At 60.6% G+C, this 25,712-nt stretch carries 26 protein-coding genes and 1 pseudogene; 14 read left to right on the top strand and 13 right to left on the bottom strand.

The features are described 5' to 3' along the window. Nucleotides 1-11: 11 nt before the first annotated feature. The 8 genes and pseudogenes from hpaI to KHQ24_RS11180 form a co-directional block, all read right to left on the bottom strand. Nucleotides 12-809 (bottom strand): 4-hydroxy-2-oxoheptanedioate aldolase, encoded by a 798-nt coding sequence (gene hpaI, locus KHQ24_RS11215; protein WP_004204178.1) that lies wholly within the window; start codon nucleotides 807-809, stop codon nucleotides 12-14. Between the two features lie 10 nt (nucleotides 810-819). After that, a complete protein-coding gene (hpaH, locus tag KHQ24_RS11210) occupies nucleotides 820-1,623 on the bottom strand; it encodes a 2-oxo-hept-4-ene-1,7-dioate hydratase (protein WP_004204180.1) in 804 nt (267 codons plus the stop codon). Between the two features lie 108 nt (nucleotides 1,624-1,731). Continuing rightward, nucleotides 1,732-2,112: a 5-carboxymethyl-2-hydroxymuconate Delta-isomerase gene (locus KHQ24_RS11205; protein ID WP_017899124.1), complete on the bottom strand. Its 381-nt coding sequence runs from the start codon at nucleotides 2,110-2,112 to the stop codon at nucleotides 1,732-1,734. A 9-nt stretch (nucleotides 2,113-2,121) separates the two neighbouring features. Beyond that, complete coding sequence (gene hpaD, locus KHQ24_RS11200) at nucleotides 2,122-2,979, bottom strand: 3,4-dihydroxyphenylacetate 2,3-dioxygenase (protein ID WP_048294122.1); 858 nt, start codon at nucleotides 2,977-2,979, stop codon at nucleotides 2,122-2,124. Between the two features lies 1 nt (nucleotide 2,980). Then, nucleotides 2,981-4,447: a 5-carboxymethyl-2-hydroxymuconate semialdehyde dehydrogenase gene (gene hpaE / locus KHQ24_RS11195; protein ID WP_002887494.1), complete on the bottom strand. Its 1,467-nt coding sequence runs from the start codon at nucleotides 4,445-4,447 to the stop codon at nucleotides 2,981-2,983. Beyond that, complete coding sequence (locus KHQ24_RS11190; RefSeq protein ID WP_048294123.1) at nucleotides 4,444-5,208, bottom strand: fumarylacetoacetate hydrolase family protein; 765 nt, start codon at nucleotides 5,206-5,208, stop codon at nucleotides 4,444-4,446. Before KHQ24_RS11190 ends, hpaE begins: the two co-directional genes overlap by 4 nt. Beyond that, nucleotides 5,205-5,837 (bottom strand): fumarylacetoacetate hydrolase family protein, encoded by a 633-nt coding sequence (locus KHQ24_RS11185; protein WP_048294124.1) that lies wholly within the window; start codon nucleotides 5,835-5,837, stop codon nucleotides 5,205-5,207. The genes KHQ24_RS11190 and KHQ24_RS11185 overlap by 4 nt, the downstream gene beginning before the upstream one ends. A 57-nt stretch (nucleotides 5,838-5,894) precedes the next feature. Beyond that, nucleotides 5,895-6,059: pseudogene (locus KHQ24_RS11180) on the bottom strand (hypothetical protein). Nucleotides 6,060-6,123: 64 nt separating this feature from the next. Here KHQ24_RS11180 and hpaR point away from each other — a divergent pair. Beyond that, nucleotides 6,124-6,564, top strand: a complete 441-nt coding sequence (gene hpaR / locus KHQ24_RS11175) for a homoprotocatechuate degradation operon regulator HpaR (protein ID WP_002887503.1) — start codon at nucleotides 6,124-6,126, stop codon at nucleotides 6,562-6,564. Nucleotides 6,565-6,567: 3 nt separating this feature from the next. On the opposite strand, the gene KHQ24_RS11170 is transcribed toward hpaR, so the two are convergent. Genes KHQ24_RS11170 through KHQ24_RS11155 form a run of 4 tightly spaced genes read right to left on the bottom strand, consistent with a single transcriptional unit; the run spans nucleotide 6,568 to nucleotide 10,124 of the window. Next, nucleotides 6,568-7,830, bottom strand: coding sequence for an FAD-dependent oxidoreductase (locus tag KHQ24_RS11170; RefSeq protein ID WP_074437508.1), 1,263 nt, complete (start codon nucleotides 7,828-7,830; stop codon nucleotides 6,568-6,570). Then, complete coding sequence (locus KHQ24_RS11165) at nucleotides 7,811-8,074, bottom strand: (2Fe-2S)-binding protein (protein ID WP_017899119.1); 264 nt, start codon at nucleotides 8,072-8,074, stop codon at nucleotides 7,811-7,813. Before KHQ24_RS11165 ends, KHQ24_RS11170 begins: the two co-directional genes overlap by 20 nt. Next, nucleotides 8,071-9,180, bottom strand: a complete 1,110-nt coding sequence (locus KHQ24_RS11160; protein ID WP_211777279.1) for an NAD(P)/FAD-dependent oxidoreductase — start codon at nucleotides 9,178-9,180, stop codon at nucleotides 8,071-8,073. The genes KHQ24_RS11165 and KHQ24_RS11160 overlap by 4 nt, the downstream gene beginning before the upstream one ends. Beyond that, nucleotides 9,177-10,124, bottom strand: a complete 948-nt coding sequence (locus KHQ24_RS11155; protein ID WP_069734370.1) for a 4-hydroxyproline epimerase — start codon at nucleotides 10,122-10,124, stop codon at nucleotides 9,177-9,179. Before KHQ24_RS11155 ends, KHQ24_RS11160 begins: the two co-directional genes overlap by 4 nt. A 310-nt stretch (nucleotides 10,125-10,434) precedes the next feature. On the opposite strand from KHQ24_RS11155, the gene KHQ24_RS11150 reads away from it, so the two are divergent. From KHQ24_RS11150 to KHQ24_RS11130, 5 genes are all read left to right on the top strand, one after another. Further along, a complete protein-coding gene (locus KHQ24_RS11150) occupies nucleotides 10,435-11,259 on the top strand; it encodes an AraC family transcriptional regulator (RefSeq protein ID WP_017899117.1) in 825 nt (274 codons plus the stop codon). A gap of 151 nt (nucleotides 11,260-11,410) precedes the next feature. Beyond that, on the top strand, nucleotides 11,411-12,331 hold the full coding sequence (locus KHQ24_RS11145; RefSeq protein WP_004204197.1) for a dihydrodipicolinate synthase family protein: 921 nt from the start codon (nucleotides 11,411-11,413) through the stop codon (nucleotides 12,329-12,331). A gap of 14 nt (nucleotides 12,332-12,345) precedes the next feature. Continuing rightward, on the top strand, nucleotides 12,346-13,950 hold the full coding sequence (locus KHQ24_RS11140; RefSeq protein WP_211777278.1) for an aldehyde dehydrogenase (NADP(+)): 1,605 nt from the start codon (nucleotides 12,346-12,348) through the stop codon (nucleotides 13,948-13,950). 15 nt (nucleotides 13,951-13,965) lie between these two features. Then, nucleotides 13,966-15,567 (top strand): APC family permease, encoded by a 1,602-nt coding sequence (locus KHQ24_RS11135; protein ID WP_023319672.1) that lies wholly within the window; start codon nucleotides 13,966-13,968, stop codon nucleotides 15,565-15,567. 11 nt (nucleotides 15,568-15,578) lie between these two features. Continuing rightward, complete coding sequence (locus KHQ24_RS11130; RefSeq protein WP_043522318.1) at nucleotides 15,579-16,589, top strand: Ldh family oxidoreductase; 1,011 nt, start codon at nucleotides 15,579-15,581, stop codon at nucleotides 16,587-16,589. Between the two features lie 29 nt (nucleotides 16,590-16,618). Here KHQ24_RS11130 and KHQ24_RS11125 read toward each other — a convergent pair whose 3' ends face one another. After that, nucleotides 16,619-17,152, bottom strand: a complete 534-nt coding sequence (locus KHQ24_RS11125; RefSeq protein ID WP_080841740.1) for a GNAT family N-acetyltransferase — start codon at nucleotides 17,150-17,152, stop codon at nucleotides 16,619-16,621. A 32-nt stretch (nucleotides 17,153-17,184) separates the two neighbouring features. Here KHQ24_RS11125 and KHQ24_RS11120 point away from each other — a divergent pair, with 32 nt between their 5' ends. The 8 genes from KHQ24_RS11120 to KHQ24_RS11085 all read left to right on the top strand — a co-directional run bounded on the left by KHQ24_RS11120 (nucleotide 17,185) and on the right by KHQ24_RS11085 (nucleotide 25,614). Then, a complete protein-coding gene (locus KHQ24_RS11120) occupies nucleotides 17,185-18,015 on the top strand; it encodes a GNAT family N-acetyltransferase (protein WP_211777277.1) in 831 nt (276 codons plus the stop codon). 99 nt (nucleotides 18,016-18,114) lie between these two features. Continuing rightward, the gene (locus KHQ24_RS11115) at nucleotides 18,115-20,880 is read left to right on the top strand and encodes a sigma 54-interacting transcriptional regulator (protein ID WP_004886438.1); all 2,766 of its coding nucleotides are present in this window, start codon (nucleotides 18,115-18,117) and stop codon (nucleotides 20,878-20,880) included. A gap of 99 nt (nucleotides 20,881-20,979) precedes the next feature. Beyond that, complete coding sequence (locus KHQ24_RS11110; protein WP_004886440.1) at nucleotides 20,980-21,402, top strand: PTS sugar transporter subunit IIA; 423 nt, start codon at nucleotides 20,980-20,982, stop codon at nucleotides 21,400-21,402. A gap of 14 nt (nucleotides 21,403-21,416) precedes the next feature. After that, entirely contained in the window at nucleotides 21,417-21,887 is a 471-nt protein-coding gene (locus KHQ24_RS11105) for a PTS sugar transporter subunit IIB (RefSeq protein WP_023319678.1), read from the top strand. Nucleotides 21,888-21,903: 16 nt separating this feature from the next. Next, nucleotides 21,904-22,683, top strand: coding sequence for a PTS mannose/fructose/sorbose/N-acetylgalactosamine transporter subunit IIC (locus tag KHQ24_RS11100; protein ID WP_004886445.1), 780 nt, complete (start codon nucleotides 21,904-21,906; stop codon nucleotides 22,681-22,683). Beyond that, a complete protein-coding gene (locus KHQ24_RS11095; RefSeq protein WP_049004608.1) occupies nucleotides 22,661-23,512 on the top strand; it encodes a PTS system mannose/fructose/sorbose family transporter subunit IID in 852 nt (283 codons plus the stop codon). Before KHQ24_RS11100 ends, KHQ24_RS11095 begins: the two co-directional genes overlap by 23 nt. A gap of 12 nt (nucleotides 23,513-23,524) precedes the next feature. Continuing rightward, complete coding sequence (locus tag KHQ24_RS11090) at nucleotides 23,525-24,586, top strand: SIS domain-containing protein (protein WP_064795078.1); 1,062 nt, start codon at nucleotides 23,525-23,527, stop codon at nucleotides 24,584-24,586. A 17-nt stretch (nucleotides 24,587-24,603) separates the two neighbouring features. After that, nucleotides 24,604-25,614: an SIS domain-containing protein gene (locus KHQ24_RS11085; RefSeq protein ID WP_017899107.1), complete on the top strand. Its 1,011-nt coding sequence runs from the start codon at nucleotides 24,604-24,606 to the stop codon at nucleotides 25,612-25,614. The last annotated feature ends 98 nt before the right edge of the window (nucleotides 25,615-25,712 follow it).

The raw sequence follows: 25,712 nt of genomic DNA, 5'->3' as shown, positions 1-25,712 counted from the left end.
ACATTATCCGTTCAATAGACGGATTTATTGTTATCGGTTGTGGTCGTTGCGGTGTGGGTAAACCGGGCCGCCAGCGCTTCTGCGCCGCGGGCCAGCAGGGTGGTATCGACGCCGACGGCGACGAACAGCGCGCCCAGTTCGAGATAGCGCTTCGCCAGCTGTTCATTGGCCATCAGGATCCCCGGCGCTTTACCGGCCTGACGGATTTGCTGGATGGCATCTTCAATGGCGGCCTGTACTTCCGGGTGCTGCGGATTGCCGCCGTGACCCATATCGGCGCTGAGGTCCGCCGGGCCGATAAACACCCCGTCCACCCCGTCGACATCGAGGATCTGCGGCAGATTTTTCAGCGCTTCACGGGTCTCAATCTGTACCAGGACGCACATGGCGTCGTTGGCCTGGTGGAGATAATCCGGCACGCGGTTCCAGCGCGAGGCGCGGGCCAGCGCGCTGCCGACGCCGCGCATGCCGGCGGGCGGGTAGCGGGTGGCTCTGACCGCCAGCCGCGCTTCGTCGGCGTTCTGCACCATCGGCACCAGCAGGGTTTGCGCGCCGACATCCAGCAGTTGTTTAATTTGTACCGGATCGTTCCACGACGGACGCACCACCGGCTGGCTAGGGTAGGGCGCGATGGCCTGAAGCTGGGTTAGCACCGTTTGTACATTGTTGGGCGCGTGTTCGCCGTCGATCAGCAGCCAGTCGAAGCCGGCGCCGGCCAGCAGTTCGGCGCTGTAGCTACTGCACAGCCCAAGCCACAGGCCGATTTGCGGACGCCCGGCCTTGAGCGCCGCTTTAAAAGCGTTGTTCATGTTGCTCTCCTCAGACAAAGCGGCAGCTGATGGCGCCCATGTTGCCGTAGTCGACATGGAAGGTATCGCCCTTGCGTGCCGGTACCGGACGGGTAAAGGAGCCGCCGAGAATAATCTGCCCGGCTTCGAGCTGAACATCGTACGGCGCCAGCTTGTTGGCCAGCCAGGCCACGCCGTTGGCCGGGTGATTGAGCACCCCGGCGGCGACGCCGGTCTCCTCAATCACGCCGTTGCGGTACAGCAGGGCGGAGATCCAGCGCAGATCCAGCTCGTCGGGTTTAATCGGGCGGCCGCCGAGGATCACCCCGGCGTTGGCGGCGTTATCGGAAATGGTGTCGAACACTTTGCGCGGGCGCTGGGTTTCCGGATCGATGTTGTGGCAGCGGGCGTCAATAAGCTCCAGCGCCGGAATAACGAAGTCGGTGGCGTTGTAGACATCAAACAGCGTGCAGTTCGGGCCGCGCAGCGGTTTGGCCAGCACGAAGGCCAGCTCGACTTCGATACGCGGAACGATAAAGCGGTCGGTGGGGATATCGCTGCCGTCGTGGAAGAACATATCGTCAAGCAGCGCGCCGTAGTCCGGCTCGCTGATCTGCGAGCTGGCCTGCATGGCTTTTGAGGTCAGGCCGATCTTGTGGCCTTTGAGTACGCGGCCTTCGGCGATCTTCATCTCGACCCACTCGCGCTGGACGGCGTAAGCGTCCTCAATGGTGATCGACGGATAATCCAGCGAGATCGCGCGGATCTGTTCACGCTGTTTTTCGGCCTGATTCAGCCGCTGGGCAATCAGGGTTCGGGTCTGTTTATCGAGCATAGAGATTCCTGTGGCATTGTATTGCCGGATGGCGCTTCGCTTATCCGGCCTACAAATTCATGGCCGTTGTAGGCCCGGTAAGCGCAGCGCCACCGGGCAATTTGCACATTATTTAAATAACGCGTGCACGTTGTTCTGTTTGTAGTTCAGCGTCGGGTCGAGCTCTTCCATGGCGAACGACAGCGCCAGGTAGCGACTCTCCATCAGCGCGGCAAAGTGGGATTTGATCAGCGCGAACAGCATATCTCCCACGTCCTGACGGCTCTCCAGGCTGCGCCCGGAGCCGATCTTCAGCGTCATATGGACAAAGGCGTAATCCTGCTTACCGTCGGCCATCTGCCAGGTATCGAGCCAGTGGGCGCGGCTGCGGATCCCGCCGATCGGAAAGATGCCGGTGGCGGCCAGCGCCTCGTTGACTTTGGCGAACAGCCCGGGCAGATCGGCCTGCTCGCGGATGTTGTCGGTACATTCGGCGATAAAATGCGGCATGGGGCCCCCTTACGCCTGCGCCGGCAGCGGGAACACGGCGTTAACCTGGCCGGTGCCGGAGCTGGCGAACAGCTCGGTGATAAACTCCACCTTGCCGTCATATTTATCCCAGCCCAGCAGGCCGAGCAGCATCACCGTGTCGTGCATGTTGCCTTCGCCGTAGCAGTAGTCGGCGTACTCCGGCAGCATGGTGCAGAACTCTTTAAATTTGCCCTCGCGCCACAGCTTCACCACCCGCTCATCCATCTGATGATCGAACTCGCGGGTGTAGCTGTTCATCCCCTCTTCGGCGCGTTGATCGTCGATAAATCGGTGCGACAGCGAGCCGCTGGCCAGCACCGCCACGGTGCCGTCATATTTCTCAATGGCTTTGAGGATCGCTTCGCCCAGCCTGCGGCTGTCGGCAAAGTCGTGAACGGTACAGAAGGCGGAAATGGACACCACTTTGAAATGCTTATCGCTGTTCATGTAGCGCATTGGCACCAGGGTGCCGTACTCCAGCTTCAGGCTGGGAATATTGTGCGCTTTGGCGCGTACGCCGAGCTTTACGGCCTCGTCGGCGATAAGCTGGCCCAGCTCCGGGTTGCCGTCGTAGTCGTAGGTCATGTCGCGAATAAAATGCGGCAGTTCGTTACTGGTGTAGACGCCCTGAAAATGGTCGGCGCAGTTGATGTGGTAGGCGCTGTTGACCAGCCAGTGGGTGTCGAACACGATGAAGGTATCGACGCCCATTTCACGGCAGCGCTTGCCAATTTCTTTATGTCCGTCGATAGCGCCCTGGCGGCAGCCGTGGTTTTTCCCGGGCAGCTCCGACAGGTACATCGACGGCACGTGAGTGATTTTTGCTGCTAACGCTAACTTACCCATATCAGACTCCCCATTTCGGGATCGGATGGTCGCCCATCGAGATGCAGACGTTTTTCATTTCGGCGAACACTTCAAAGCTGTACTCGCCGCCTTCGCGGCCGGTGCCGGAGGCCTTCACGCCGCCGAACGGCTGACGCAGGTCGCGCACGTTCTGGGTGTTGACGAACACCATCCCGGCTTCAATACCGCGCGCCAGACGCAGCACTTTGCTGACGTCCTGGGTCCAGATATACGACGCCAGGCCGTATTCCACATCGTTAGCCAGGCGCAGCCCTTCCGCTTCGTCTTTGAACGGCAGCAGGCAGGCGACCGGGCCAAAAATCTCTTCCTGCGCGACGCGCATGCGGTTGTCGACATCCGCCAGCACCGTCGGGCGCAGGAAGTTGCCGGCTTTCAGATGCGCCGGCAGGTCGGACGGCTTATCCGCGCCGCCGGCCAGCAGGGTGGCCCCCTCTTCGATGCCGAGGCGAATGTAACCGGACACTTTCTCCCAGTGCTGTTGGCTAATCAGCGCGCCGACCTGGGTATTCGGATCGGTCGGATCGCCCACGCGCAGGCGGTTGGCGCGCTCGGCGAAGCGCTTGACGAACTCCGGATAAATACTCTGCTGAATAAAGATGCGCGAGCCGGCGGTGCAGCGTTCGCCGTTGATCGAGAAGATGGTGAACAGCGCGGCGTCGAGCGCGCGCTCGATATCGGCGTCTTCAAAAATCAGCACCGGCGATTTGCCGCCCAGCTCCATGGAGTACTTTTTCAGCCCGGCGTTTTTCATGATGTTGCGCCCGGTGGCGGTGCCGCCGGTGAAGGAGACGGCGCGCACATCATGATGGCGCACCAGCGCGTCGCCGGCGGTGGCGCCGTAGCCCTGCACCACGTTCAGCACGCCGGCCGGGATCCCGGCCTCCAGCGCCAGCTCGCCCAGACGATCGGCGGTCAGCGGAGATAGCTCGGACATTTTCAGCACTGCGGTATTGCCTAAGGCCAGGCACGGCGCCACCTTCCAGGTGGCGGTCATAAACGGCACGTTCCACGGCGACACCAGCGCGCAGACGCCAACCGGCTGCACGAGGGTGTAGTTGAGCATCTTGTCGTCGACCGGATAGGTCTTGCCGTTCATCTGCTGGCACACTTCGGCGAAAAATTCGAAGTTATGCGACGCCCGCGGGATCAACACGTTTTTGGTCTGGTGGATAGGCAGGCCGGTATCGGCGGTTTCCATCGCTGCGATCTCCGGGACGTTCTGATCGATCAGATCCCCCAGGCGGCGCATCAGGCGCGCGCGCTCTTTCATCGGCAGGTTAGCCCACTTCGGGAAGGCCTCTTTCGCCGCCGCTACCGCCTGGTTGATTTCGGCTTCGCCGCCGGAGGCGACTTCAGCCAGTACCTCGCCGGTGGCCGGGTTGGTGGTATGAAAATAGTCTGCGCCGGCAACGTTTTTACCGTTGATCCAATGGTTAATCTTTTTCATGACAGTGTCTCCTCATACGCTTGCTGGCTGATGATATGGTTGACCAGGCGGCCCACGCCCTCGACTTCAACGATCACCTCATCGCCGGGCACCACGTCGGATAGCCCTTTCGGCGTGCCGGTGGCGATCATGTCGCCCGGTTGCAGGGTCATAAATTCGCTTAAATAAGCGATGAGGAACGGGATGCTGAAGATCAGATCGGCGGTGGTGCCCTGCTGGCGCAGCTCGCCGTTGACCCAGGTGCGCAGCGCCAGATTATGCGGATCCGGGATCGCCTCTTTGCCGACGATCCACGGGCCGATCGGCGTCAGGGTGTCGCGGCTTTTCACCCGCAGGTTCGGCCGATAGTAGTTTTCCAGATAGTCGCGGATCGCGTAGTCGTTGCACACGGTATAGCCGGCGACATAGTCCATGGCCTCGGCTTCGCTGACGCGGCGCGCGGTTTTACCGATCACCACCACCAGCTCGGCTTCGTAGTGCATGTATTCGACGTTATCCGGGCGTACCGACTGCTGCTGGTGGCCAGTAAAGGTGTTTGGCGCTTTGATGAACACCAACGGCTCGGTTGGCGGTTTAAACTCCAGCTCGCTGGCGTGGTCGGCGTAATTCAGCCCCAGCGCGAACAGCGTGCCGTCGGCGGGCGGCAGCCAACGGAATTCACCTTCTTTTAATACCGTGCCATCGTCCAGGCGCACCTGGTCGCGTTCATCGACCAGCACGTCGCGTACCTGTCCCTGCCATTCAATGCGTGCCTGTTTCATGCCAGCTCTCCTTCTGCGACAACCGGGTTTTCCAGCGTCGGGAAACCGTCGGCGAGGATACGTACCCGGTCGCCGGAGCGCAGCGTGACGCGGGAGTGGGGCGTACCGATGAGGATCGCGTCGCCGGGATTGAGGGTGGCGAACTCGCTCAAGGCGCTCAGCAGCTGCGCGGCGTTACGCTGCAGATCGCCGGTATGCCAGCTGTCCGCTTCGCGGCCGTTGATTTCGGTGATGATGGTCAGGTTATCGACGTTGCGCACCGGCGACAGCGCGCCGAGGGGGCAGAAGCCATCGCGGCACTTGGCCTTGATCGCCGGGCGATAAAAACTCTCTTCCGGCAGGCTGACGTCGTTAGCCAGCGCGTAGCCGGCGATATAGTTCGCCGCCTCTTCTTCCGCCACCTTGCGCGCGGTTTTGCCGACAATCAGCGCCACGGTGGCGCCGCTTTGCACGGTTTCACCCGGCGGATAGGGGATCGCCTCGCCATCGCCAATCACGGTATTGCGCGGCTTGATAAACCAGACCGCGGTCTTCGGCGGCGTCTTGTAGGGGGCCTGTTGAAACGCCTCGCGCCAGGCGTCGAGCTGGCTGCGATGATTGAGCGCAACGGCGAAGATGGTACCTTTCATTCACCACTCCTCTGGGACTGATTTCGGTTCAAAGGGATTTCGTTAATATATTAATGATCATCTTTTATGCTTTGCGCTGAGGTTTAGCAACTGGAAGTGAATGTTTTGTGATCTGATTAACACAATATTTACACATCAGTAACTTATTTATTATTAATCAACGAGTTGAATATTTTTCAGGGAAAGACTGGTACTTTTCAGGTGCAGAAACCGGTTGTACATGGCAGGATTAACGCTAATTATTAATTTGTTAATAAGTTTTAGATGAGGCCGTTGAGGGGAAACTATGCATGATTCATTAACCATTGCCTTGTTGCAGGCGCGTGAAGCGGCGATGGCCTACTTTCGACCGATCGTTAAACGACACAATCTCACCGAACAGCAGTGGCGGATCGTGCGGATCCTCGCCGAACGTCCGTCGATGGACTTTCACGATCTGGCTTTTCGCGCCTGTATCCTGCGCCCCAGTCTGACCGGTATTTTGACGCGTATGGAGCGGGATGGACTGGTGCTGCGCCTGAAGCCGGTTAACGATCAGCGCAAGCTATACGTCTCGCTGACGCCTGCCGGAACCGCGCTGTACGAAAGCGCCCAGGCGGAGGTGGAAGAAACCTATCGCCTGCTGGAGGCTCAGTTCACCACGGAAAAGCTGCAGCAACTGACCTCGCTGCTGGAGGAGTTTATTGCGCTTGGCGTCCCTGCCGGGCGCGGTGATGAAGAAGAGTAGCGGTTACGGCTCGGCATTCAGTCTGGCGAGGGTAATAAGCGTTTCCGCGCGGGCGGGGGACAGCGGCTCTCTCGGCTGCGGCAGCGGCCAGCCATACAGCCAGCGGGCGCTGGCGGCGCAGGTGCGCCCCTGACAGGCGCCCATTCCGCAGCGCTGGGTCAGTTTGGCCTGCAGCCAGTCGTCGGCGGCAGCCACGTCGCCGCAGCGCACATCTTCGCAACGGCACAGCAGGCTCTCCGGCGTCGCCGCGTTTTTCAACGACTCCGCCAGCTGGAAGGTGCGGTTGATAGCCGCGGCGAAGCGCTGCCAGCGGGCGCGACGGGCAAATCGCGCCTGGGCCTGCTGGCTGGCACCGGCGGCGGCATACCCGGCGATTTCGCCCTCCACCAGCGCCAGCTCGCTCCCGCCGAAACCGGTGCACTCCCCGGCGGCGTAGACATCCGCGATGCTGGTCTCCTGCCAGCGGTTAACCTGGATCGCCTCCTGCGCCGTGGCGCAACCGAACAGCAGCCCCGTCTCGATATTGGGCACCAGTCCGTAGCCGATGGCCAGCCGATCGCAGGCGATAGTCCGCTCGACCCCGTGCTGGCGCAATGTCACGGCCTCCAGCCGCGTTGTGCCGTGGGCGCGGATCGCCTGGGCGCCGCTAAGATAGCCTTTCGGGGCCAGCGTCGCTAACTGGCGCAGCTTCTGCGGCCAGCGCCACAGCCCGCTGGCGAAGCGCAGCAGCGCCGGGAGCGCCGCTTGCTCAATGATATTCGTTACCTGGCCTCCGGCCTTATTCACCGTATCCGCCACCGCCAGCAGCAGCGGGCCGCTGCCGGCAATCACCACCTTTTCTCCTTTCAGCGACAGGCCCTGTTTGATCTGCGCCTGCAGGCCGCCCGCGCCGGTCACGCCGGGTAAGGTCCAGCCGGGAAAGGGCAGCGACAGCTCGCGCGCACCGCAGCAGAGGATCAGTTTCTGCCAGTCAACCACGCCCCCGCCGTCGGCGGTTTCAAACAGCACGCTGCGCGCGGAGGGGCGGGCAATCAGCCGCGCGCCGTTCACCATCCGGATGGCGGCAGACGCGGCGATGGCGTCGCGGTAGCGCCGGGCCAGGGCGGGCAGCGTCGTCTGCGGGCCGGCGCGCCAGATTTGCCCGCCGGGTGCGGGGTTATCGTCGAGAATAATGACCTGCTTATTGCAGGCGGCGGCAGAGAGCGCGGCCGCCATGCCGGCGGGGCCGGCGCCGAGGATTAAAATGTCACAGCGCAGCGTGTGCATAGCGGCTCCTTTCTATTTGCATGCCGGCCCGGCACAGGGTCTGGCAGGCCAGCACCCGCCGGCCGTCGACGGTGATCCGGCACTCCTGGCAGATCCCCATGCCGCAAAACGGCGCGCGGGGGTCGCCGTTAACCGCCTGGCGGGTGGTGGGATCGCCGGTCAACGCCAGCGCCGCCGCCACGCTGATCCCTTCCGGCACCGTCAGCGCTTCGCCATCGACGGTGATAGTGAGCGTGTTATTCATGCGATCGCCTCCTGATGATACAGACGGGTCGGGAGCCAGGCCTCAGGCGCCAGCGGGCAGCGTTCACCGAGGATCTGCGCCGCCAGCAGCTCAGCCGTCGCCGGGGCAGTGGTGACGCCCAGCCCTTCATGGCCCAGCGCCAGCCATACACCGCGGCGCGTGGGATGCGGGCCAATCAGCGGATTGCCATCCTGTGAGGCGGCGCGCAGGCCGCTCCAGCAGCGGATGATATTCAGCGTCGCCAGCGCCGGCACAAAATGGCGGGCGCGATCGAGCATCAGCCCCAGCAAGGGGAGATCCAGCTGGCGCTCGCGGTTATCAAACTGGCGCGACGAGCCAATCAGCAGCTGGCCGGTGGGCCGCGGCTGCAGGTTAAAGGCCACCGAGGTGCCGCCGCCGTGGGCGCTGGCGCCGTAACCCAGTTCAACCAGCTGGTGATGCACCCGCGGCCCGTAGCGATCGGTTATCGCCAGTTGGCCTTTTTTCGGCCGCAGCCAGTTTTCCGCTAACAGCGCGTTGGCTTCAAGTCCGCAGGCCACCACGATGGCCCGCGCCTGTAGCCGTTTGCCGCTGGCGAGCTGTACCTGTGGTTCGGTAATCGCCTGCGCGCTGTCGTGCAGGCAGGTGAGATGGTCTCCGGCATCGGCCACCAGCCAGCGGGCGACGTTCGGCGCGTAGACGATACCATCGCCGGGCACCCATAGCCCGCCGGCCAGCCCGCTGCGCAGCAGCGGCTCGCGCCCGGCGATCTGCTGTGGGGTCTGCAGTTCGCTGTGGACCTGATAGCCTGCCAGCCGCCGCTGTTTTTCGCCCGCGACGGCCATCTCTTCTTCGCTTTCCGCCAGCCACAGCGTGCCGCAGCCGCGCCAGGCGCAAGCGTCGGGCATCCGCGGCGTGATGGCGCGCCAGCGCGCCAGCGACCACGCCGACAGCGCCAGTTCGGCGGGGTCGTCATCCATGCACACCAGATGGCCCATACCGGCCGCTGTCGCGCCGGGCTGACCGTTGTCGATAAGCGTCACGCTCTGCCCCCGCTTCGCCAGCTGCCACGCGCAAGCGGCGCCGATGATCCCGGCGCCGATCACGATGACATCGCACGACTTCACGGGGCGATCCCCCAGCAAAAGGGATCGTCCGGGTTGAGGATCAACTGATTATCGCCGCACACCCAGGCTTCGCCGCGGATCGTGGGGATGATGCCTGCGGCGGCGCGCTGGTAGCTGGCGGTAAACTGGCTGCCGATGATGCTGGCCTGGCGCCAGATCGCTCCCGGCTGCAGTTTGCCATCCTGCGCCAGGCAGGCCAGCTTGGCGCTGGTGCCGGTGCCGCACGGCGAACGATCCCAGGCCTTTCCCGGACAGAGTACGAAGCTGCGGCTGTCGGCGGCATCGTCATCGGCGAACAGCTCGATATGATCGATAACGCCGCCGTCGTCGCCGCGGATCCCCGCGGCTTCCAGCCCCTCGCGCACCGCCCAGGCGTAGTCGGTGAGCTGTGGGATGTGCGCCGGGCTAATAGCGAACGGGTGATCGTTGATCAGGAAAAACCAGTTGCCGCCCCAGGCAATATCGCCGACGACGGGGCCGAGTGCGGTCTCCACGCGGACCTGCTTTTTCCAGCGGCGGGCCGGGACGTTTTGCACCGATACGCTGCCATCGTCGTGTAACGTGGCGCTTACGTCGCCGACCGGGGTTTCAATCAGATGTACGCCTGGCTGGATACGGCCAAGCCACGCCAGCGAGGCGATAAGCCCGATGGTGCCGTGGCCGCACATATTCAGAAAACCGGCGTTGTTGAAGAAAATGACGCCAGCGGTGGCCGCCGCCGAGACCGGCTGGCACAGCAGCGCGCCGACCAGCACATCGTTGCCGCGCGGTTCGAGAATCACCGCCTGACGCCAGCGATCGAAGTCACGGGCGAAACGGTCGCGGCGCTGCGCCATGCTGCCGCCGCCGAGGTCGGGGAAGCCGTCAACGATCAGGCGGGTGGGTTCGCCGCCGGTGTGTGAATCAATGGCTCTCAGCGTAATAGGGGGGCGTGGCGCGGTCATTCTGCTCTCCGAAAGTTAACAACATGTTTCATCATGCTGGCGCAACCCGGGGCGGGCGGCTTGAGCGCTTTCGGCAGAGATAATGACGAAATCGGCATAATCGTGCCGGGATGATGTGCATACGTTGCATAGTTATTTCTTATTAATCATTTGGTTAATGGCGTGGTAAACCGAAAGTGGCGATTGCGCCAGTGGATAAACCAGGGGAAGGCGTAAAGCGGATCCAGGATCGCAAAACCGGCGGTTACCGCTTGAGGTGTTAACAGGAAGTGAATAAATATCCTTCGGTCACTTACCATGAGGAAGCCCTATGATCGGTGTTTCTGAAGCGGCGCCGCCGCGCGCTGTTAATCAACCGGAGCTGGCGGTCGATGAGCTGAGCCAGATCTGCGAAGGGCTGGCGCGCCAGCGGCCGGAGAATATGCCGGCGCTGCTCAATGCCCTGGCGCTGATCGCCCCCCTGCTCAATGCCATCCCCAACGTGGTCTTTTTTATCAAAGACCGCGAGGCGCGTTATCTGCTGGCGAACCTGACGCTGGCCCGCCGCTGCGGTTTCAAAACCGTCTCCTCGCTGCTGGGGAAAACCTCCGCCGACGTCTTTCCTTCCACGCTGGGGCAGGGGTACACCGAACAGGATCTTCGGGTATTACGGGAGGGCGTGACCCTGCGCGACCAGCTGGAAATGCATCTCTACAATGGCCGGGAACGAGGCTGGTGCCTGACGCAGAAGCTGGCGCTGCGCGATGTCCGCGGTCAGGTGATCGGCATGGCCGGGATCTCTCACGATCTGCAGGAGGCCCACGCCCGCCATCCGGCGTGGCAGCGGCTGGCGATCGTCGACGATCATATCCGCCGCCACTATCACCGGCCGATCGCCATGGAAGAGTTGACCGCCCTAAGCGGGATGTCGATTGCGCAGATCGAGCGCTACTGCAAGCGGATCTTTCATCTCACCCCGCGGCAGATGATCCACAAAGTGCGTCTGGAAAAAGCCACCGAACTGCTGGCCGGCGATACGCCGATTACCGATATCGCCTTGCAGTGCGGCTATACCGATCACAGCGCCTTCAGCCGCCAGTTCAAAGCGATGACCGGCTCGACGCCGCGCGATTTTCGCCTGACGCTGCAGGGATAACGGCTGGCTCACACTTTTGTCGACTGTGCTAATTTCGTCATCGGATTAAGGGAAAACCGACAAGCCGCCGGTTCCGCGACGCGTCAATCTGTCAGTGAATATTCACCAATCATTCACCTCGACTTAACAAAATGACGACAAGGAACCGAGCATGAGCAATAAAGCGATTCACTGGAGCGGCGTATTCCCGGCGGTTAGCACGCAGTTTCGTAGCGATTACTCCCTCGATTTAGACGCCACCCACGCGGTGATGAAAAACCTGGTCAAAGATGGCGTTTCCGGGCTGGTGGTGTGCGGCAGCGTCGGGGAGAACACCTCCCTGAGCACTGATGAAAAATTGCAGATTATCGAAGTGGCGAAAGATGCCGCCGGCGGCAAAATTCCGGTGATCGCCGGGGTGGCCGAGTTCACCACCGCCTTTGCCCAGAAGATGGCGAAAGAGGCGGAGCGCGTCGGCGTCGACGGGATCATGGTGATGCCGGCGCTGGTCTACTCCTCAAAACCGCATGAAACCGCCGCCCACTTCCGCAGCGTGGCCACCGCCACCGACCTGCCGATCATGGTCTACAACAACCCGCCGATATACAAAAACGACGTGACGCCGGACATTCTCGCCACCCTGACCGATTGCGACAACATCGTCTGCTTTAAAGACTCCTCCGGCGATACCCGCCGCTTTATCGACCTGCGTAACACCGTTGGCGATCGCTTCGTGCTGTTTGCCGGGCTGGATGACGTGGTGGTGGAAAGTATCGCCGTCGGCGCGGAAGGGTGGATCTCCGGAATGTCCAACGCCTTCCCGCGCGAAGGGGAAACGTTATTCCGTCTCGCCCGCCAACAGCGTTACGAAGAGGCGATGGCGCTGTACCGCTGGTTCATGCCGCTGCTGCATCTCGATGCGCGTCCGGATCTGGTGCAGTGCATCAAGCTGTGCGAAGAGCTACTCGGACGCGGCAGCGCCGTGACCCGTCCGCCGCGTCTGGCGCTGGAAGGGGAAACGCGCCAGCAGGTGGTGGCGATCGTGGAACAGGCGCTGGCGACTCGTCCAGCCCTGCCGGACGTCGGTCTCTGAACCCAGGAGTCAGTATGAATGCATCTCAGACCATGGCGGGACGGCAGTTTATTGCCGGCCGCCGCGTTGCCAGCGGCGAGGCGACGCTATTGAGCCTGCGGGCGGTGGATGGGGAAGCCACCGGCCATCGCTTTTATCCGGCTTCACGCGAGGAGGCCGCCCAGGCCGCGGAGGCGGCACAGCAGGCGTTTGCCGTTTATTCACAAACCACGCCGCAGCAGCGGGCGCGCTTTCTCTGCGCCATTGCCGATGAGCTGGACGCGCTGGGGGAAGCGTTTTTTGTACTCGCCGAACAGGAGACCGCGCTGCCGCTGGCGCGGCTGCAGGGCGAGCGGGCGCGCACCAGCGGCCAGCTGCGGATGTTTGCTGGCGTGATCCAGCGCGGGGATACCTTCGCCGCCCGTATTGATACCGCCTTAGCCGACCGTCAACCGCTGCCGCGCCCGGACCTGCGCCAGTATCAGCAGGCGTTAGGGCCGGTGGCGGTGTTTGGCGCCAGCAACTTTCCGCTGGCTTTTTCCACCGCTGGCGGCGATACCGCCTCGGCGCTGGCGGCGGGCTGCCCGGTGGTGGTGAAGGCCCATCCGGGCCATATGGCCACCGCCGAGCTGACCGCTGAAGCGATCGTCCGGGCGGTCGCGCGATGCGGGTTACCCGGCGGCGTCTTCAATATGATTTTCGGGACTGATATCGGCGCCGAATTAGTCCGCCATCCGGCGATTCAGGCCGTTGGCTTTACCGGCTCACTGGCCGGCGGTAAGGCGCTGTATCAACTGGCGCAGCAGCGTTCGCAGCCAATCCCGCTGTTTGCTGAAATGTCGGCGATTAACCCGCTGATTATTCTACCGCAGGCGCTGCAGACGCGGGCCGAGGCGCTGGCGAACGAGCTGGTGGCGTCATTCACCCTCGGCGGCGGCCAGTTCTGTACCCGTCCGGGGCTGATTCTGGCGCTGCGCGGCGCCGGGCTGGAACGCTTTAAGTCGGCGCTGTGCGCGGCGGTAGCGGGCTCTGCGCCGCAGGTGTTGCTCAATGCGCCGACCCTCCAGCACTACCGCCAGGGCGTGGCGGCCCTGGCGGCGCACCCGCGTATCGAGAGGCTGGCGAGCGGCCTCGCCGCCGGCGCCGGGCAGGCGCAGACCCAGCTGTGGCAGGCTCAGGTCGAGGATCTGCTGGCGCAGGATACGCTGCTGCAGACCGAAGTTTTCGGCCCGCTATCGTTGCTGGTGGAAGTGGACGACGCGGTCCAGCTACAGGCGGTGGTGAAAGCGCTGCAGGGACAGCTCACCGCGACGCTGCACGCGGAAGCGGACGACGGCCCGCTGGCGGCGAACCTGCTGCCGCTGCTGTGCGAGAAGGCCGGACGGGTGCTGTTTAACGGTTATCCCACCGGCGTGGAAGTGTGCGATGCGATGGTCCACGGCGGCCCGTGGCCGGCGACGACCGATGCGCGCGGAACGTCGGTCGGCAGCCGGGCGATTGAGCGTTTTCTGCGCCCGGTCTGCCTGCAGAATGCGCCGGCCGCCCTGTTACCGCCGGCGCTGCAGGATGCGAACCCTTTGAACCTGCTGCGCCTGGTCAACGGCCAGTGGACCCGGGAAGCGATTTCCTCCTCTCATTGACGCAAGGGCATCACCATGACCATTCACACTACGCATAACAGTCAAACCCGCGTTGCTGAGTCGGGTAAGTTTAAAAAACAGCTGACCCTGACCGACCTCACCTTTATCGGCCTGGGCGCGATTTTCGGCTCGGGATGGTTATTCGCCGCCAGCCACGTCGCATCCATTGCCGGTCCGGCCGGGATCGCGTCGTGGGTGATCGGCGGCTTTGCGGTACTGCTGCTGGGGATTGTCTACTGTGAGCTGGGGGCGGCGCTGCCGCGCGCCGGCGGCATTATCCGCTACCCGGTCTTTTCCCACGGCGAGCTGATGGGCTATCTGCTGGGGTTCATCACCCTGATTGCCTTCTCCAGCCTGATCTCGATAGAAATCGTCGCCGCCCGGCAATACGCCGCGGCCTGGTTTCCGGCGCTGACCCAGCCGGGCTCCAGCTCGCCGACGCTGCTGGGGTGGGTAGTGCAGTTCCTGCTGCTCTGTTTCTTCTTTGCGCTGAATTACTACAGCGTCAAGACCTTCGCACGCTCGAACAACTTCATCAGCGTGCTCAAGTTTCTGGTGCCGCTGCTGGTGGTGGTGACGCTGTTCGCCTTCTTTAAACCGGAGAACCTGCACGCGCAGGGCATTGCGCCGTTCGGTATGTCCGGGGTGGAAGCGGCGATCAGCGCCGGAGGGATTATCTTCGCCTATCTGGGACTGACGCCGATTATCTCGGTGGCCAGCGAAGTGCAAAAGCCGCAGCGGACTATCCCTATTGCGTTGATTTTATCAGTGGTGCTGTCAACGATTATCTACGTGCTGCTGCAGCTGGCGTTCCTTGGCAGTATCCCCACCGAGATGCTGGCCGGCGGTTGGGCCGAGGTGAGCAAACAGTTCTCGCTGCCGTATCGCGATATCGCCATTACCCTCGGCATGGGCTGGCTGGCCTTTATGGTCATTAGCGATGCGATCATCTCCCCGAGCGGCACCGGCAATATCTACATGAACGCGACACCGCGGGTGATCTACGGCTGGGCGAAGGCGGGCACCTTCTTTAAAGCCTTTACCCATATCGATAAAGCGTCCGGTATTCCGCGCCCGGCGCTGTGGCTGACCTTCGGGCTGTCGATTTTCTGGACGCTGCCATTCCCCTCATGGGAACAGTTAATTAGCGTGGTGTCGGCTGCCCTGGTGCTGAGCTACGCCATCGCCCCGGTGACCGCCGCCGGGCTGCGCCGCAACGCCCCGGATCTGCCGAGGCCGTTCCGCGTGCGCGCCTTCGCCATCATCGGCCCAGTGTCGTTTATGGTCTCGGCGCTGATCGTCTACTGGTCCGGCTGGAATACGCTCTCGTGGCTGCTGGGGCTGCAGATCGTGATGTTTGTGGTGTACGTGATGTGCAAAGGCAAGGTGCCGGAACATACCGTGAGCCTGGCGCAGCAGGTGAAGTCTTCGCTGTGGCTGATCGCTTTTTATGCGTTGATTATCCTCTTTTCCTGGCTGGGCAGCTTCGGCGGGCTTAATGTGATTGGTCACCCCTGGGATACGGTGCTGGTGGCGGCAATGTCGCTGGGGATTTATTACTGGGGCGCGCGCAGCTGTCTGCCGCAGGCTAATTTTAGCGGAGACGAAGAAGAGTAAAGGAGAACAGTATGGAGTCGGTAACTCTATCGTTACCAGAAGCTTATGACCTGGCGCTGGCGGTGCTCAGCGCCAATGGATTCAGCGCCGACCACGCGGCGGCCATCGCCCGTAACGTGGCTGCCGGGGAGCGCGACGGCTGCGCTTCCCACGGCCTGTGGCGGCTGTTGGGCATTGTCGATACCTTACGTAAAGGTAAGGTATCGCCTGATGCCGAGCCGCAGATCCACGACCAGGCGCCGGCGATTGTGCGGGCGGATGCAGGGGGCGCCTTTTCGCTGCTGGCCTACGAGCGCGCGTTGCCGCTGCTGCTGGAGAAAGCGCGGCACAGCGGCATTGCGGCGCTGGCGATTAACCGCTGCGTCCATTTTTCCGCGCTGTTTGCCGATATTGAGCCGTTGACCGAGGCAGGGCTGGTGGGGCTAGCCTGTACGCCAAGCCACGCCTGGGTCGCCCCGGCGGGCGGCACCCGTCCGCTGTTCGGCACCAACCCTATCGCCTTTGGCTGGCCGCGGCGGGACAAGCCGCCGTTTATTGTTGATATGGCGACCAGCGCCGCGGCGCGCGGCGAGATCCAGTTGCATCAGCGCGCCGGCAAAGCGCTACCGGAAGGGTGGGGAATCGACAGCCAGGGGCAGCCGACCACCGATGCCACAGAGGTGCTGAACGGCGCGATGTTAACCTTCGGCGGCCATAAGGGCTCGGCGCTGGCGGCAATGGTTGAGCTGCTGGCCGGACCGCTTATCGGCGATATGACCAGCGCCGAATCGCTGGCGTGGGATAACGGCGCGGGCGGTTTACCCTACGGCGGAGAGCTGATTCTGGCGCTGGATCCGCAGCGCTTTCTCGGCGCGCAGGCACAAGAGCAGCTCGCGCGCGCCGAAACCCTGTTCAGCGGGATGCAGGAGCAAGGGGCACGGTTACCGGGCGAGCGGCGGTTCGCCTGTCGCCAGCAGAGTGAGCGGCAGGGAGTGGCTATCAGCCGCGCCTTATATGATGAGATTTGCGCCTTGCGGCCGTAGCAAAGTGCAGAGCGCGGCGGGGCCGAACATCAGAGCGCCAGGCGCATGGCGCAGCGCGTCTCCGGCGGCAGGCCGTGCCGGGTCTCCTGTTCTCTTTTCGCCGCCAGCCCGGCGGGCAGGGTCAGCTCATCGAGCATGGCGAATCCCAGACGGGTATAAAACGGCGCATTCCACGGCACGTCGCGGAAGGTGGTGAGGGTCACCGCCGGGTAAGCCATTTGCCGGGCGCCGTCGATAACCTGCTCCAGCAGCATCCGCCCGATGCCCTGATGCTGCCAGGCCTGGTGGACGGCGATTTCGACGATAAATAAGGCATCGTCGAGCGGTTCGGTCAGAATAAAACCCACCGGTTGCCCGGCGGCTTCCGCCAGCAGACTATGTTCCGTTTCCAGATAATCATGATGGCGCGCAACGCTAATCACCTCGCTGTCCGCCAGCCAGGCGAGAGCGGGGATCTGACGAAAAGCCTGAGCGGCGGAACGTTCAATGGCCGGCAGAAGGGCGATATCACTCTCCTCGGTCAGGCGTAATCCGGCGCCGGCAGTTATAGTGTTAGTTTTCATCACCTCAGCATAGCAGCCTTCGGGAGAAAAGTATGGAGCTGACCGCCGTTCCCGCCACGCAGTTCAGCAGCGTGCAGTTAACGGATATTCTTAACGCCTGTTTTGCAGACTATCTGGTACCGGTGACCCAGTCGGTGGAGGGATTTGTTCAGCGCTTTAGCGCCGAGGGGATGAGCCTGATCGATTCCCGCGTCTGGCTGGCCGGAGATGAACCGGCGGCGATCGCGATCGTCGCGCGTCGGGGGAATATGGCTCGCCTGGCGGCCTTTGCACTGCGTCCGGCCTGGCGCGGCAAAGGTCTTGCGCGGAAATTGATGCAGGAGCTGCTCATGCTTCTGCAGCAGCAGGGGATCGAGACGGTTTCCCTGGAGGTGATCCGCGATAACCATGTGGCCGTCGCGCTGTATCAGTCGTTAGGCTTTACGCGGCGCTATGGGCTCTGCGGCTACCTGAGCGCAGAGCCTCAGGCTGCGGCGCCAGGCGTGTTACAGCCTTATCCCCCCCTGGCGCTGCTTAGACGCGCCGTTGAGGAGAGTAACAGTCAGCTCCCCTGGCTGATGGATCCGCTTACCTTCGCCACCCTGCCATGCCGCGTCGTGACGCTGGAACAGCGCGCCTTCGCGGTACTGGGCACCTCGGGTTCACGGCCTGTACTGCAGTTTTTATGGGTTGAACCCGCCGCCCGTCGCCAGGGGCTGGCACGGGCGCTGCTGATGGCGCTGGCGCAGCAGTTCCCGGGTATCGGCACTTCGGTGACGGTCCCGGAAACCTTTACGCCGCTGTTTGCCGCGGCGGGATATTCACCGCTATCGCTGCAGCAGTATGAAATGACGATGGAGTTGACCGCAGCAAAGTTCGCTTAAGCGGGAGTGTGCGCTGGGCCGCAAAAAACAGCACAGGGCGCCGATAAGCCTCTCTTTTGCCGCATCATATCTCTTCGTAATGGCGACGAGGGGGATGTAATGCGTAAAACGGAACTGTTGGCTTTTTTGCAAAATCAGACCGATTTTTTCGATCCGGATAACCTGAGCGAAGTGTTCACCGCCAGCTGGCTGGCTCAGCGTTTCGCGATGCAAAGAAATACCGCCAGCCATTATCTCAATCAGCTGGTCGCCCAGGACGTGCTGGTGAAGATCAACACCCGGCCGGTCTATTTTCTGCATAAAAAAGCCTTCTGCCAGCAGTTCTTCCCCCTTTCCCGCAGCGAGTACGCCAGCATGGCGGAGCTGCTCGCGGAGAGTGACCGCCAGCCGGAACAGGCGGACCATTTTTCGTTGCTGACCGGCCATGACGGCAGCCTGCGTAAACCGATTGAGCAGATGAAAACCGCGCTGTTTTATCCCAACGGCGGGCTACCGCTGCTGATCACCGGCGACAGCGGGACCGGTAAAAGCTATATGGCGGAGCTGATGCACGAGTTCGCGATCGCCCAGGGCCTGCTGGCGCCCGATGCGCCCTTCGTGAGCTTCAACTGCGCGCAGTATGCCAGTAATCCGGAGCTGCTGGCCGCCAACCTGTTCGGCTACGTCAAAGGCGCGTTTACCGGCGCGCAGAGCGATAAAGCCGGGGCGTTCGAGGCGGCAAACGGCGGGATGCTGTTTCTCGACGAGGTCCACCGCCTGGATGCTCAGGGGCAGGAGAAGCTGTTCACCTGGCTGGATCGCAAGGAGATCTACCGGGTGGGGGAGACCGCTCAAGGCCTGCCGATTTCGCTGCGGCTGGTGTTTGCCACCACCGAAGAGATTCACAGCACCTTTCTGACCACCTTTCTTCGTCGTATTCCGATCCTGGTCAGCTTGCCCGATCTTCAACACCGCAGCCGAGAGGAGAAGGAGGCGCTAACGCTGCAGTTTTTCTGGCAGGAGGCCCGGACGCTGGCCGCCCGGCTGCAGCTAACTCCGCGGCTTTTGCAGGTCCTGACGCAGTACGTTTATCGGGGCAACGTCGGCGAACTGAAGAATGTGGTGAAGTACGCCGTGGCATCAGCCTGGGCCAGGTCTCCGGGCAGCGAGATGCTGACCGTGACGCTGCACGATCTGCCGGAAACGATCATGGCGGCGACGCCGGCGCTCAGTGAAGCGATGGGTCAGCAGGAGCCGCTGCTAATCGAGCCGCAGACCAGCCTGGTCTGGCTGCTGCGGGCGCGCGACCCGATTCAGGGGCTGATCTATGACGTTCAGTGTCGGATTTTGGCGCTGCATGAAGCGGTGCTGAATAAAAAAACGGTCTGGGAAGAGGCGCAAAGAAGCATGGGGGAGGAGATTGAAACCCTCTTCGATCGGCTGATCTTTGATAACCAGGATGCCAGTAGCTCGCAGATGTTGCTGCTGATCGCCCATCAGGTGCGGGAGGAGTATTATCGCCTGGAAAAACGCTTCAATATCCAGTTTAACGGTAACTGTCTTTACGCCCTGAGCCACTACCTGATCCATCGATCCCGTCAGGCGCCGTCCACGATGAGCAATGAGAAAATCCGTCTGCTGGCGGATTTTCTGGCAAACAAATTCCCGCTGCTGTATCGCTTTTGCGAAGCGATCCTCGACGCGCTGGCGCTGAAGCTGGATATTGAGCCCCAACGTATTGACCTGCTGTTGCTGGTGCTGTGGTTCCAGAAAAATGGCGCTATTAGCCAGCAGCAGGTGACCCGGGCGATTATTCTCGCTCACGGTTACGCCACCGCCAGCAGCATTGCCAGCGTGGCGAACCGCTTGCTGAAAAGCCCGCTGTTTGAGTCATTCGACATGCCGCTCGACGTGACGCCGGAGGCTATCGCTAATCAGGTGATGGCCTACATTGAGCGCCACGCGCTGGCGTCAGGGCTGATCATTTTGGTCGATATGGGATCCCTGAACGCTATTCACAGCCATTTTAATCGTCGTCTGAACACGCCGGTGGCGATTATTAACAATGTCTCCACCGGCATGGCGATGTACGTCGGGGAGCGGATTTTGCACGGCGATATGCTGGAAGATATCGTCCGCGAGATCGGCGATGATCTGGCGGTTGAGCACCAGCTCTATTACCCGCAGACCGATAAACCGCGGGCGATTTTGACCACCTGCGCCACCGGACTGGGCGCGGCGGCGAACCTGTCGGCGCTGTTAAAAGCCAGCATCCCTGAAGCGCTTGGCATTGATATTGTGGCCTGTGATGTGGAGACCCTTGCCGATCCCGCGCGGCGGGAGCCGATGCTCAGCCGCTACGAGGTGCTGGCGATCGTCGGCACCCTCGATCCGCATCTTGCCGATCTCCCGTGGATCTCGCTGGATTCGCTGATTTCCGGCGAAGGAAGTCGCCCGCTGATGCGTATCTTCGGCGAACTGGCGACGGCGGAGCAGGTTAGCGAGATCAACAACCTGATCCTGAAAAACTTCTCGCTGCGGCGAGTGATTGAGTCGGTGACGATCCTTGATACCGCGAAGGTGATCAACCAGGTTGAGCAGTTTTTGCTGCGCTATGAGCATCTGGCCGGGTACGAGGTGCCCAACGAACGTAAGGTAGCGCTGTATGTGCACATCAGCTGTCTGATAGAGCGGTTAATTCGCCACGCTTCCCCAACCCATTATTCGGGAAGGCAGTGTCCGGAGCGCGAGCTGGCTACGCTGCGCGAGGCCTTTAGTGTCATAGAGAGCGGATATAGTGTCAAAATTCCCGTTGTCGAGCTCTATTACATTCACGACATCCTGACGCGGGAAACGGAATTTATTCAGGAAGATCAAGAGTTTTAACGCTTCTCCCCCTTTTATCCTTACGTTAGCCGACGCGCCACTGTTTCTGGCACGTCGGTTGCAATTAAGAAAGCAGTGGAATGCGCTTTCGAGGTAAGGATGAAACGACACTATATTTTTGCCAGCCACGGCACCTTTGCTAACGGTTTGTTGAACTCTGTGGAGCTGATCCTCGGTAAACAGCCGGATATTCATACTCTGTGCGCCTATGTAGAAGAGGAGGTCGATCTGACGCAGCAGGTGGAGGCGCTGCTGGCGCGTTTCCCGGCGCAGGATGAGCTGATAGTGATTACGGATATTTTCGCCGGTAGCGTCAATAATGAGTTTGTGCGTTTTTTATCGCGCCCGCACTTCCATTTATTATCTGGGTTAAATCTACCGTTAATTATTGACCTGCTTATTTCTGCAGCGGAAGAGAATACCGAAAAATTAATTTCTGAAGCATTAATCAACGCCAAAGAGAGCATTCAGTACTGCAATCAGAGTATTGCCGGGGCGATGACTATGGATAAAGACTTCTGAAATGAGGATGCATGATGATTACGTTATTAAGGGTTGACCATCGATTACTTCACGGCCAGGTAGCCTTTTCCTGGACCCAATATGTCGGTGCCGATTGTATTTTAATCGCCAACGACAGTGTCCCTGAGGATGAACTTCGGAAAACCACCATTAAGCTTGCTAAACCACCCTCGGTAAAGCTGGTGATTAAAAATATAAATGATTCTATTGAAGCGATAAAAAGCGGGGTTACCGATAAATATAATTTATTTATTGTTGTGGAATCGGTCAATGACGCCTGGCGTATTGCCAGCGCCGTTGAGGAAATAAAAAGTATTAATCTCGGTGGGATTAAGGCCAAAGAGGGCAGTAAAAATATTTCTAAGGCGATTAATTTACTGCCGGAGGAAATAGAGCAGTTGCAACAACTGGTGGGCAAAGGCGTCGAGGTGGAAATTCGCCAGGTCCCGAACGATCGCAAACAGCTTTTTACGGAATGCGTGTAATTCCGGAGGACAGATTATGGTAGAGGCTCTCTTACTGGGTCTGGTGGCGTTTATCGCGCAATCGGAATATGCCTTAGGGACGTCGCTGATTTCCCGGCCTATCGTCACCGGGCTGCTGACCGGTCTGGTGCTGGGGGATGTGCAGACCGGCGTCATCATGGGCGCGACGCTAGAGCTGGCGTTTATCGGCTCGTTCTCCGTTGGCGCCTCGATCCCGCCCGACGTGGTGACCGGCGGTATTCTCGGCGTGGCGTTCGCTATCACCTCCGGCGCGGGCACGGAAACGGCGCTGTTGCTCGGCCTGCCTATCGCCACCCTGACCCTGATCCTGAAAAACGTTTATCTGGGGATGTTCATTCCGTTGCTCAGCCAGAAAGCGGACGGCTATGCGGAACGGGCGGATACGCGCGGCATTGAGCGGATGCATTTGATCGCCGGATTCGGCCTGTCGCTAATGCTTGCCACGGTGGTGACCGTCTCATTCCTGGTGGGCAGCAACGCGGTGAAATCTCTGCTCGATGCGATCCCGGAATTTATCAAACACGGGCTTAGCGTAGCCACCGGGATCATTCCGGCTCTCGGCTTCGCGATGCTCGCCAGGTTGCTGATTAACAAGAAAGTGGCGCCGTACTTTTTCCTCGGCTTTGTATTGATGGCCTATTTGAAAATCCCGGTGACCGGTATCGCCATTCTCGGCGCCATCGTGGCGGTGGTGATGGTTAACGTCACCGCATTTAGCGCACCTCGTACCACGACAGAACAAGGAGTCAGCGATGACGACGAAGATGATTTCTGAAGAGACCCTGCAGCCGCAGGAGCAGGAAGAAACGCGAATTACGCCGCGTGATTTACGCCGGGTGTTCTGGCGCTCCTTCCAGATGGAGTTCTCGTGGAACTATGAGCGACAGATGAATCTCGCCTTTGTTTACGCGCTGATCCCGGTGCTGAAGAAGCTCTATCCGTGCAAAGAGGAGCTGGCCGGGGCGTTGAAACGCCATCTGGTGTTCTTCAATACCACGCCGCATATCGTCACCCTGCTGCTGGGGATCACGACGGCGATGGAGGAGAAAAATAGCCAGCAGAAAAATATGGATGCCAATGCCATTGATAACGTCAAAGCTTCGCTGATGGGGCCGCTGGCCGGGCTGGGAGATTCCTTTTTCTGGGGGACGCTGCGCCTGATCGCCACCGGTATCGGCACCAGCCTGGCGCTAAAAGGCAATATTCTCGGACCAATCCTGTTTCTGCTGGTATTTAACGTGCCGCACATTCTGGCGCGCTGGTGCTTTACCCGCTGGGGCTACGTGCTGGGCACCGGCGTCCTGCAGCGGATCCAGAAGAGCGGAATGATGGAGAGCCTGACCTACGGGGCATCGATTATCGGCCTGATGGTGGTCGGGGCGATGACCGCCTCAATGATCGATATCACCATCCCTGTCTCCTTCGGGGCCGGGGAAGCCAAAACCCAGGTGCAGGACATCATCAACGACATTCTGCCCTGCATGCTGCCGCTGGTGAGTTTCGGCATCGTCTACTGGCTGCTTGGGCGCAAGGTTAAACCGCTCTCTATTATCGGCGGAATGGCGCTGGTGGGCATTCTGGGTTCGTGGATCGGATTGTTTTAACGGGAGTGAGCTATGCAACCAACAATGATGACCTATATCAGCGAAGAGCCGGCCTGTCTGGCGCAGATCCTGCGCGACTACCGGCAAAAGCTGGCGGCGATTGAGACCTTTGCCCGCCAGCACCCGGTACGCCGAATTTTGCTGCTGGCGACCGGATCGTCGCTGAACGCCGCGCTGTGCGCGCGCTATTTCTTTGAACAACGCTTCGGCGTGCTGGTTGACATTAAAGAGCCGTACAACTTTACCCATTACGAAGCTATCGACCCGCATACCGATCTGGTGGTGGCGATTTCACAGAGCGGAAAAAGCGCGTCGACGCTGGAGGCGATGCGTAAGGTACAGGCCTCAGGACTGCCGGTATTTGCCCTGACCTCCGACCCGCAAAGCCCGATAGCCCGCGCTTGCGATGGCGTTCTGGATATTAATACCGGGATCGAGAGCGTAGGGTTTGTCACCCGCGGCTTTAGCGCGACGGTGCTCAATTTGCTGCTGATAGCGCTGATGATTGCCCGCAGCCAGGGGAAGGCCAGCGAAGCCGAGGAGCAGCACTATCTTGCCGAATTCCAGCGGCTGGCGGCGGCGATCCCGGAGGTTATCGCCCGCACTTCGCGCTTTATCGATCGGCATAGCGAAACGCTGCGGCGCGGCGAGCGCTTTGTCGCCACCGGCTATGGCGCGCTGGTTGGCGTGGCGAAAGAGTTCGAAACCAAATTTACCGAGACGGTGCGCGTGCCTTCCAGCGGCTTTGAGCTGGAAGCCTATATGCACGGCCCCTATCTGGAAGCCAATGCCCGCCATGTGATGCTGTTTATTGAAGATACGCCGGACGGGCGAACCCGGGCGCTGCGCGACTATATGGCGCCGTCCATTGCCCGGGCCTTTACCCTGACGTTGAGCGACGAAGAGGATGAACAAACGCTGGCGCTAAACTGCCCGTGCGAGCATCACCTGGCGCCGCTGTTGCTGATTGTCCCAGTGCAGATGTTCGCCTGGCATACCGCAGGACTGAAAGGCATCGATCTGGCTAAACGTATTTTCGACGATTTTGACCGCGTCTTAAAAAGTAAAATCTGATTATTCAGGAGAAAACTATGTTGGGTTTTAATCAGGACGAGTACCTGACCAGTGCTCGCGAGATCATCGCTGCGCGTAAACAGGCTGAAACCGTGGCCGACGCTATTTATGACAGCGGCTGCAGCGCATTATTTTTTGCCTCGGTTGGCGGTTCCCTGGCCCCGATGATGGCTATTAATGAGTTTGCCAAAGAATTAACCAGCGTGCCGGTTTATCTTGAGCAGGCGGCGGAATTAATCCATCGCGGGCATAAAAAATTAAATAAAGAGGCGGTTGTCGTCACGCTCTCTAAATCCGGCGATACCAAAGAGTCGGTGGCCATTGCTGAATGGTGCAAGGCGCAGGGGATACGCGTTGTAGCCATTACCCGTCATGCCGATTCGCCATTGGCTGCCGCCGCCAGCTGGCATATTCCGATGTGCCATAAGAATGGCGTGGAATATGAGTATATGCTGCTGTACTGGTTATTCTTCCGCGTGATTTATCGTCACGGCGAGTTTGCTGAATATGAGCGTTTTGCCAGCCAGCTGGAATTGCTGCCGGAAAATCTGCTAGAGGCCAAGCGCCAGTTCGATCCGCAGGCGGATAAAATTGCCGCGCAATACCATAATAGCGACTACATGATGTGGATTGGCGGGGCGGAAATGTGGGGTGAGGTCTACCTGTTCTCGATGTGTATTCTCGAAGAGATGCAGTGGAAGCGGACGAAGTCGGTAAGCTCGGCTGAATTTTTCCACGGTACCCTGGAGCTGCTGGAAAAAGAGGTCCCGTTGTTTCTGGTGAAGGGCGAGGGGAAATGCCGGGCGCTGGACGAGCGCGTCGAACGCTTTGCCGAAAAGATAACTGACCATCTGGTGGTGATCGACCCACGCGACTATCCGCTGAACGGCATTGATGATGCGTTCCGCTGGATTATGGCGCCGTGCGTGGTGTCCACTCTGCTGGTGGACCGGCTGGCGGCCCACTTTGAGCACCATACCGGCCACGACCTGAATATCCGCCGTTATTACCGGCAGTTTGATTACTAAATCTTGCCCATGGCGGCCAGTCAGACTGGCCGCTCCGCTATTCTCCGAGGCGCTTCCCAGACAATCATCGCCAAAACCAACCGGGTAAAAACCGGTGG

The sequence above is a fragment of the Klebsiella sp. 54 genome, from assembly GCF_018223875.1.
Taxonomy (GTDB): domain Bacteria; phylum Pseudomonadota; class Gammaproteobacteria; order Enterobacterales; family Enterobacteriaceae; genus Klebsiella; species Klebsiella quasipneumoniae.
This window is presented reverse-complemented; position numbering and strand designations above follow the sequence as displayed.

Bases quoted from the DNA above. Each gene is read 5' to 3' on its own strand.
- hpaD (WP_048294122.1), bottom strand. From the start codon at position 2,979: ATGGGTAAGTTAGCGTTAGCAGCAAAAATCACTCACGTGCCGTCGATG.
- KHQ24_RS11120 (WP_211777277.1), top strand. From the start codon at position 17,185: ATGGAGCTGACCGCCGTTCCCGCCACGCAGTTCAGCAGCGTGCAGTTA.
- KHQ24_RS11125 (WP_080841740.1), bottom strand. From the start codon at position 17,152: ATGAAAACTAACACTATAACTGCCGGCGCCGGATTACGCCTGACCGAG.
- hpaR (WP_002887503.1), top strand. From the start codon at position 6,124: ATGCATGATTCATTAACCATTGCCTTGTTGCAGGCGCGTGAAGCGGCG.
- KHQ24_RS11110 (WP_004886440.1), top strand. From the start codon at position 20,980: ATGAAACGACACTATATTTTTGCCAGCCACGGCACCTTTGCTAACGGT.
- KHQ24_RS11095 (WP_049004608.1), top strand. From the start codon at position 22,661: ATGACGACGAAGATGATTTCTGAAGAGACCCTGCAGCCGCAGGAGCAG.
- KHQ24_RS11190 (WP_048294123.1), bottom strand. From the start codon at position 5,208: ATGAAACAGGCACGCATTGAATGGCAGGGACAGGTACGCGACGTGCTG.
- hpaI (WP_004204178.1), bottom strand. From the start codon at position 809: ATGAACAACGCTTTTAAAGCGGCGCTCAAGGCCGGGCGTCCGCAAATC.
- KHQ24_RS11165 (WP_017899119.1), bottom strand. From the start codon at position 8,074: ATGAATAACACGCTCACTATCACCGTCGATGGCGAAGCGCTGACGGTG.
- hpaH (WP_004204180.1), bottom strand. From the start codon at position 1,623: ATGCTCGATAAACAGACCCGAACCCTGATTGCCCAGCGGCTGAATCAG.
- KHQ24_RS11155 (WP_069734370.1), bottom strand. From the start codon at position 10,124: ATGACCGCGCCACGCCCCCCTATTACGCTGAGAGCCATTGATTCACAC.
- KHQ24_RS11105 (WP_023319678.1), top strand. From the start codon at position 21,417: ATGATTACGTTATTAAGGGTTGACCATCGATTACTTCACGGCCAGGTA.
- KHQ24_RS11090 (WP_064795078.1), top strand. From the start codon at position 23,525: ATGCAACCAACAATGATGACCTATATCAGCGAAGAGCCGGCCTGTCTG.
- hpaE (WP_002887494.1), bottom strand. From the start codon at position 4,447: ATGAAAAAGATTAACCATTGGATCAACGGTAAAAACGTTGCCGGCGCA.
- KHQ24_RS11130 (WP_043522318.1), top strand. From the start codon at position 15,579: ATGGAGTCGGTAACTCTATCGTTACCAGAAGCTTATGACCTGGCGCTG.
- KHQ24_RS11170 (WP_074437508.1), bottom strand. From the start codon at position 7,830: ATGCACACGCTGCGCTGTGACATTTTAATCCTCGGCGCCGGCCCCGCC.
- KHQ24_RS11085 (WP_017899107.1), top strand. From the start codon at position 24,604: ATGTTGGGTTTTAATCAGGACGAGTACCTGACCAGTGCTCGCGAGATC.
- KHQ24_RS11205 (WP_017899124.1), bottom strand. From the start codon at position 2,112: ATGCCGCATTTTATCGCCGAATGTACCGACAACATCCGCGAGCAGGCC.
- KHQ24_RS11115 (WP_004886438.1), top strand. From the start codon at position 18,115: ATGCGTAAAACGGAACTGTTGGCTTTTTTGCAAAATCAGACCGATTTT.
- KHQ24_RS11145 (WP_004204197.1), top strand. From the start codon at position 11,411: ATGAGCAATAAAGCGATTCACTGGAGCGGCGTATTCCCGGCGGTTAGC.
- KHQ24_RS11150 (WP_017899117.1), top strand. From the start codon at position 10,435: ATGATCGGTGTTTCTGAAGCGGCGCCGCCGCGCGCTGTTAATCAACCG.
- KHQ24_RS11100 (WP_004886445.1), top strand. From the start codon at position 21,904: ATGGTAGAGGCTCTCTTACTGGGTCTGGTGGCGTTTATCGCGCAATCG.
- KHQ24_RS11185 (WP_048294124.1), bottom strand. From the start codon at position 5,837: ATGAAAGGTACCATCTTCGCCGTTGCGCTCAATCATCGCAGCCAGCTC.
- KHQ24_RS11135 (WP_023319672.1), top strand. From the start codon at position 13,966: ATGACCATTCACACTACGCATAACAGTCAAACCCGCGTTGCTGAGTCG.
- KHQ24_RS11140 (WP_211777278.1), top strand. From the start codon at position 12,346: ATGAATGCATCTCAGACCATGGCGGGACGGCAGTTTATTGCCGGCCGC.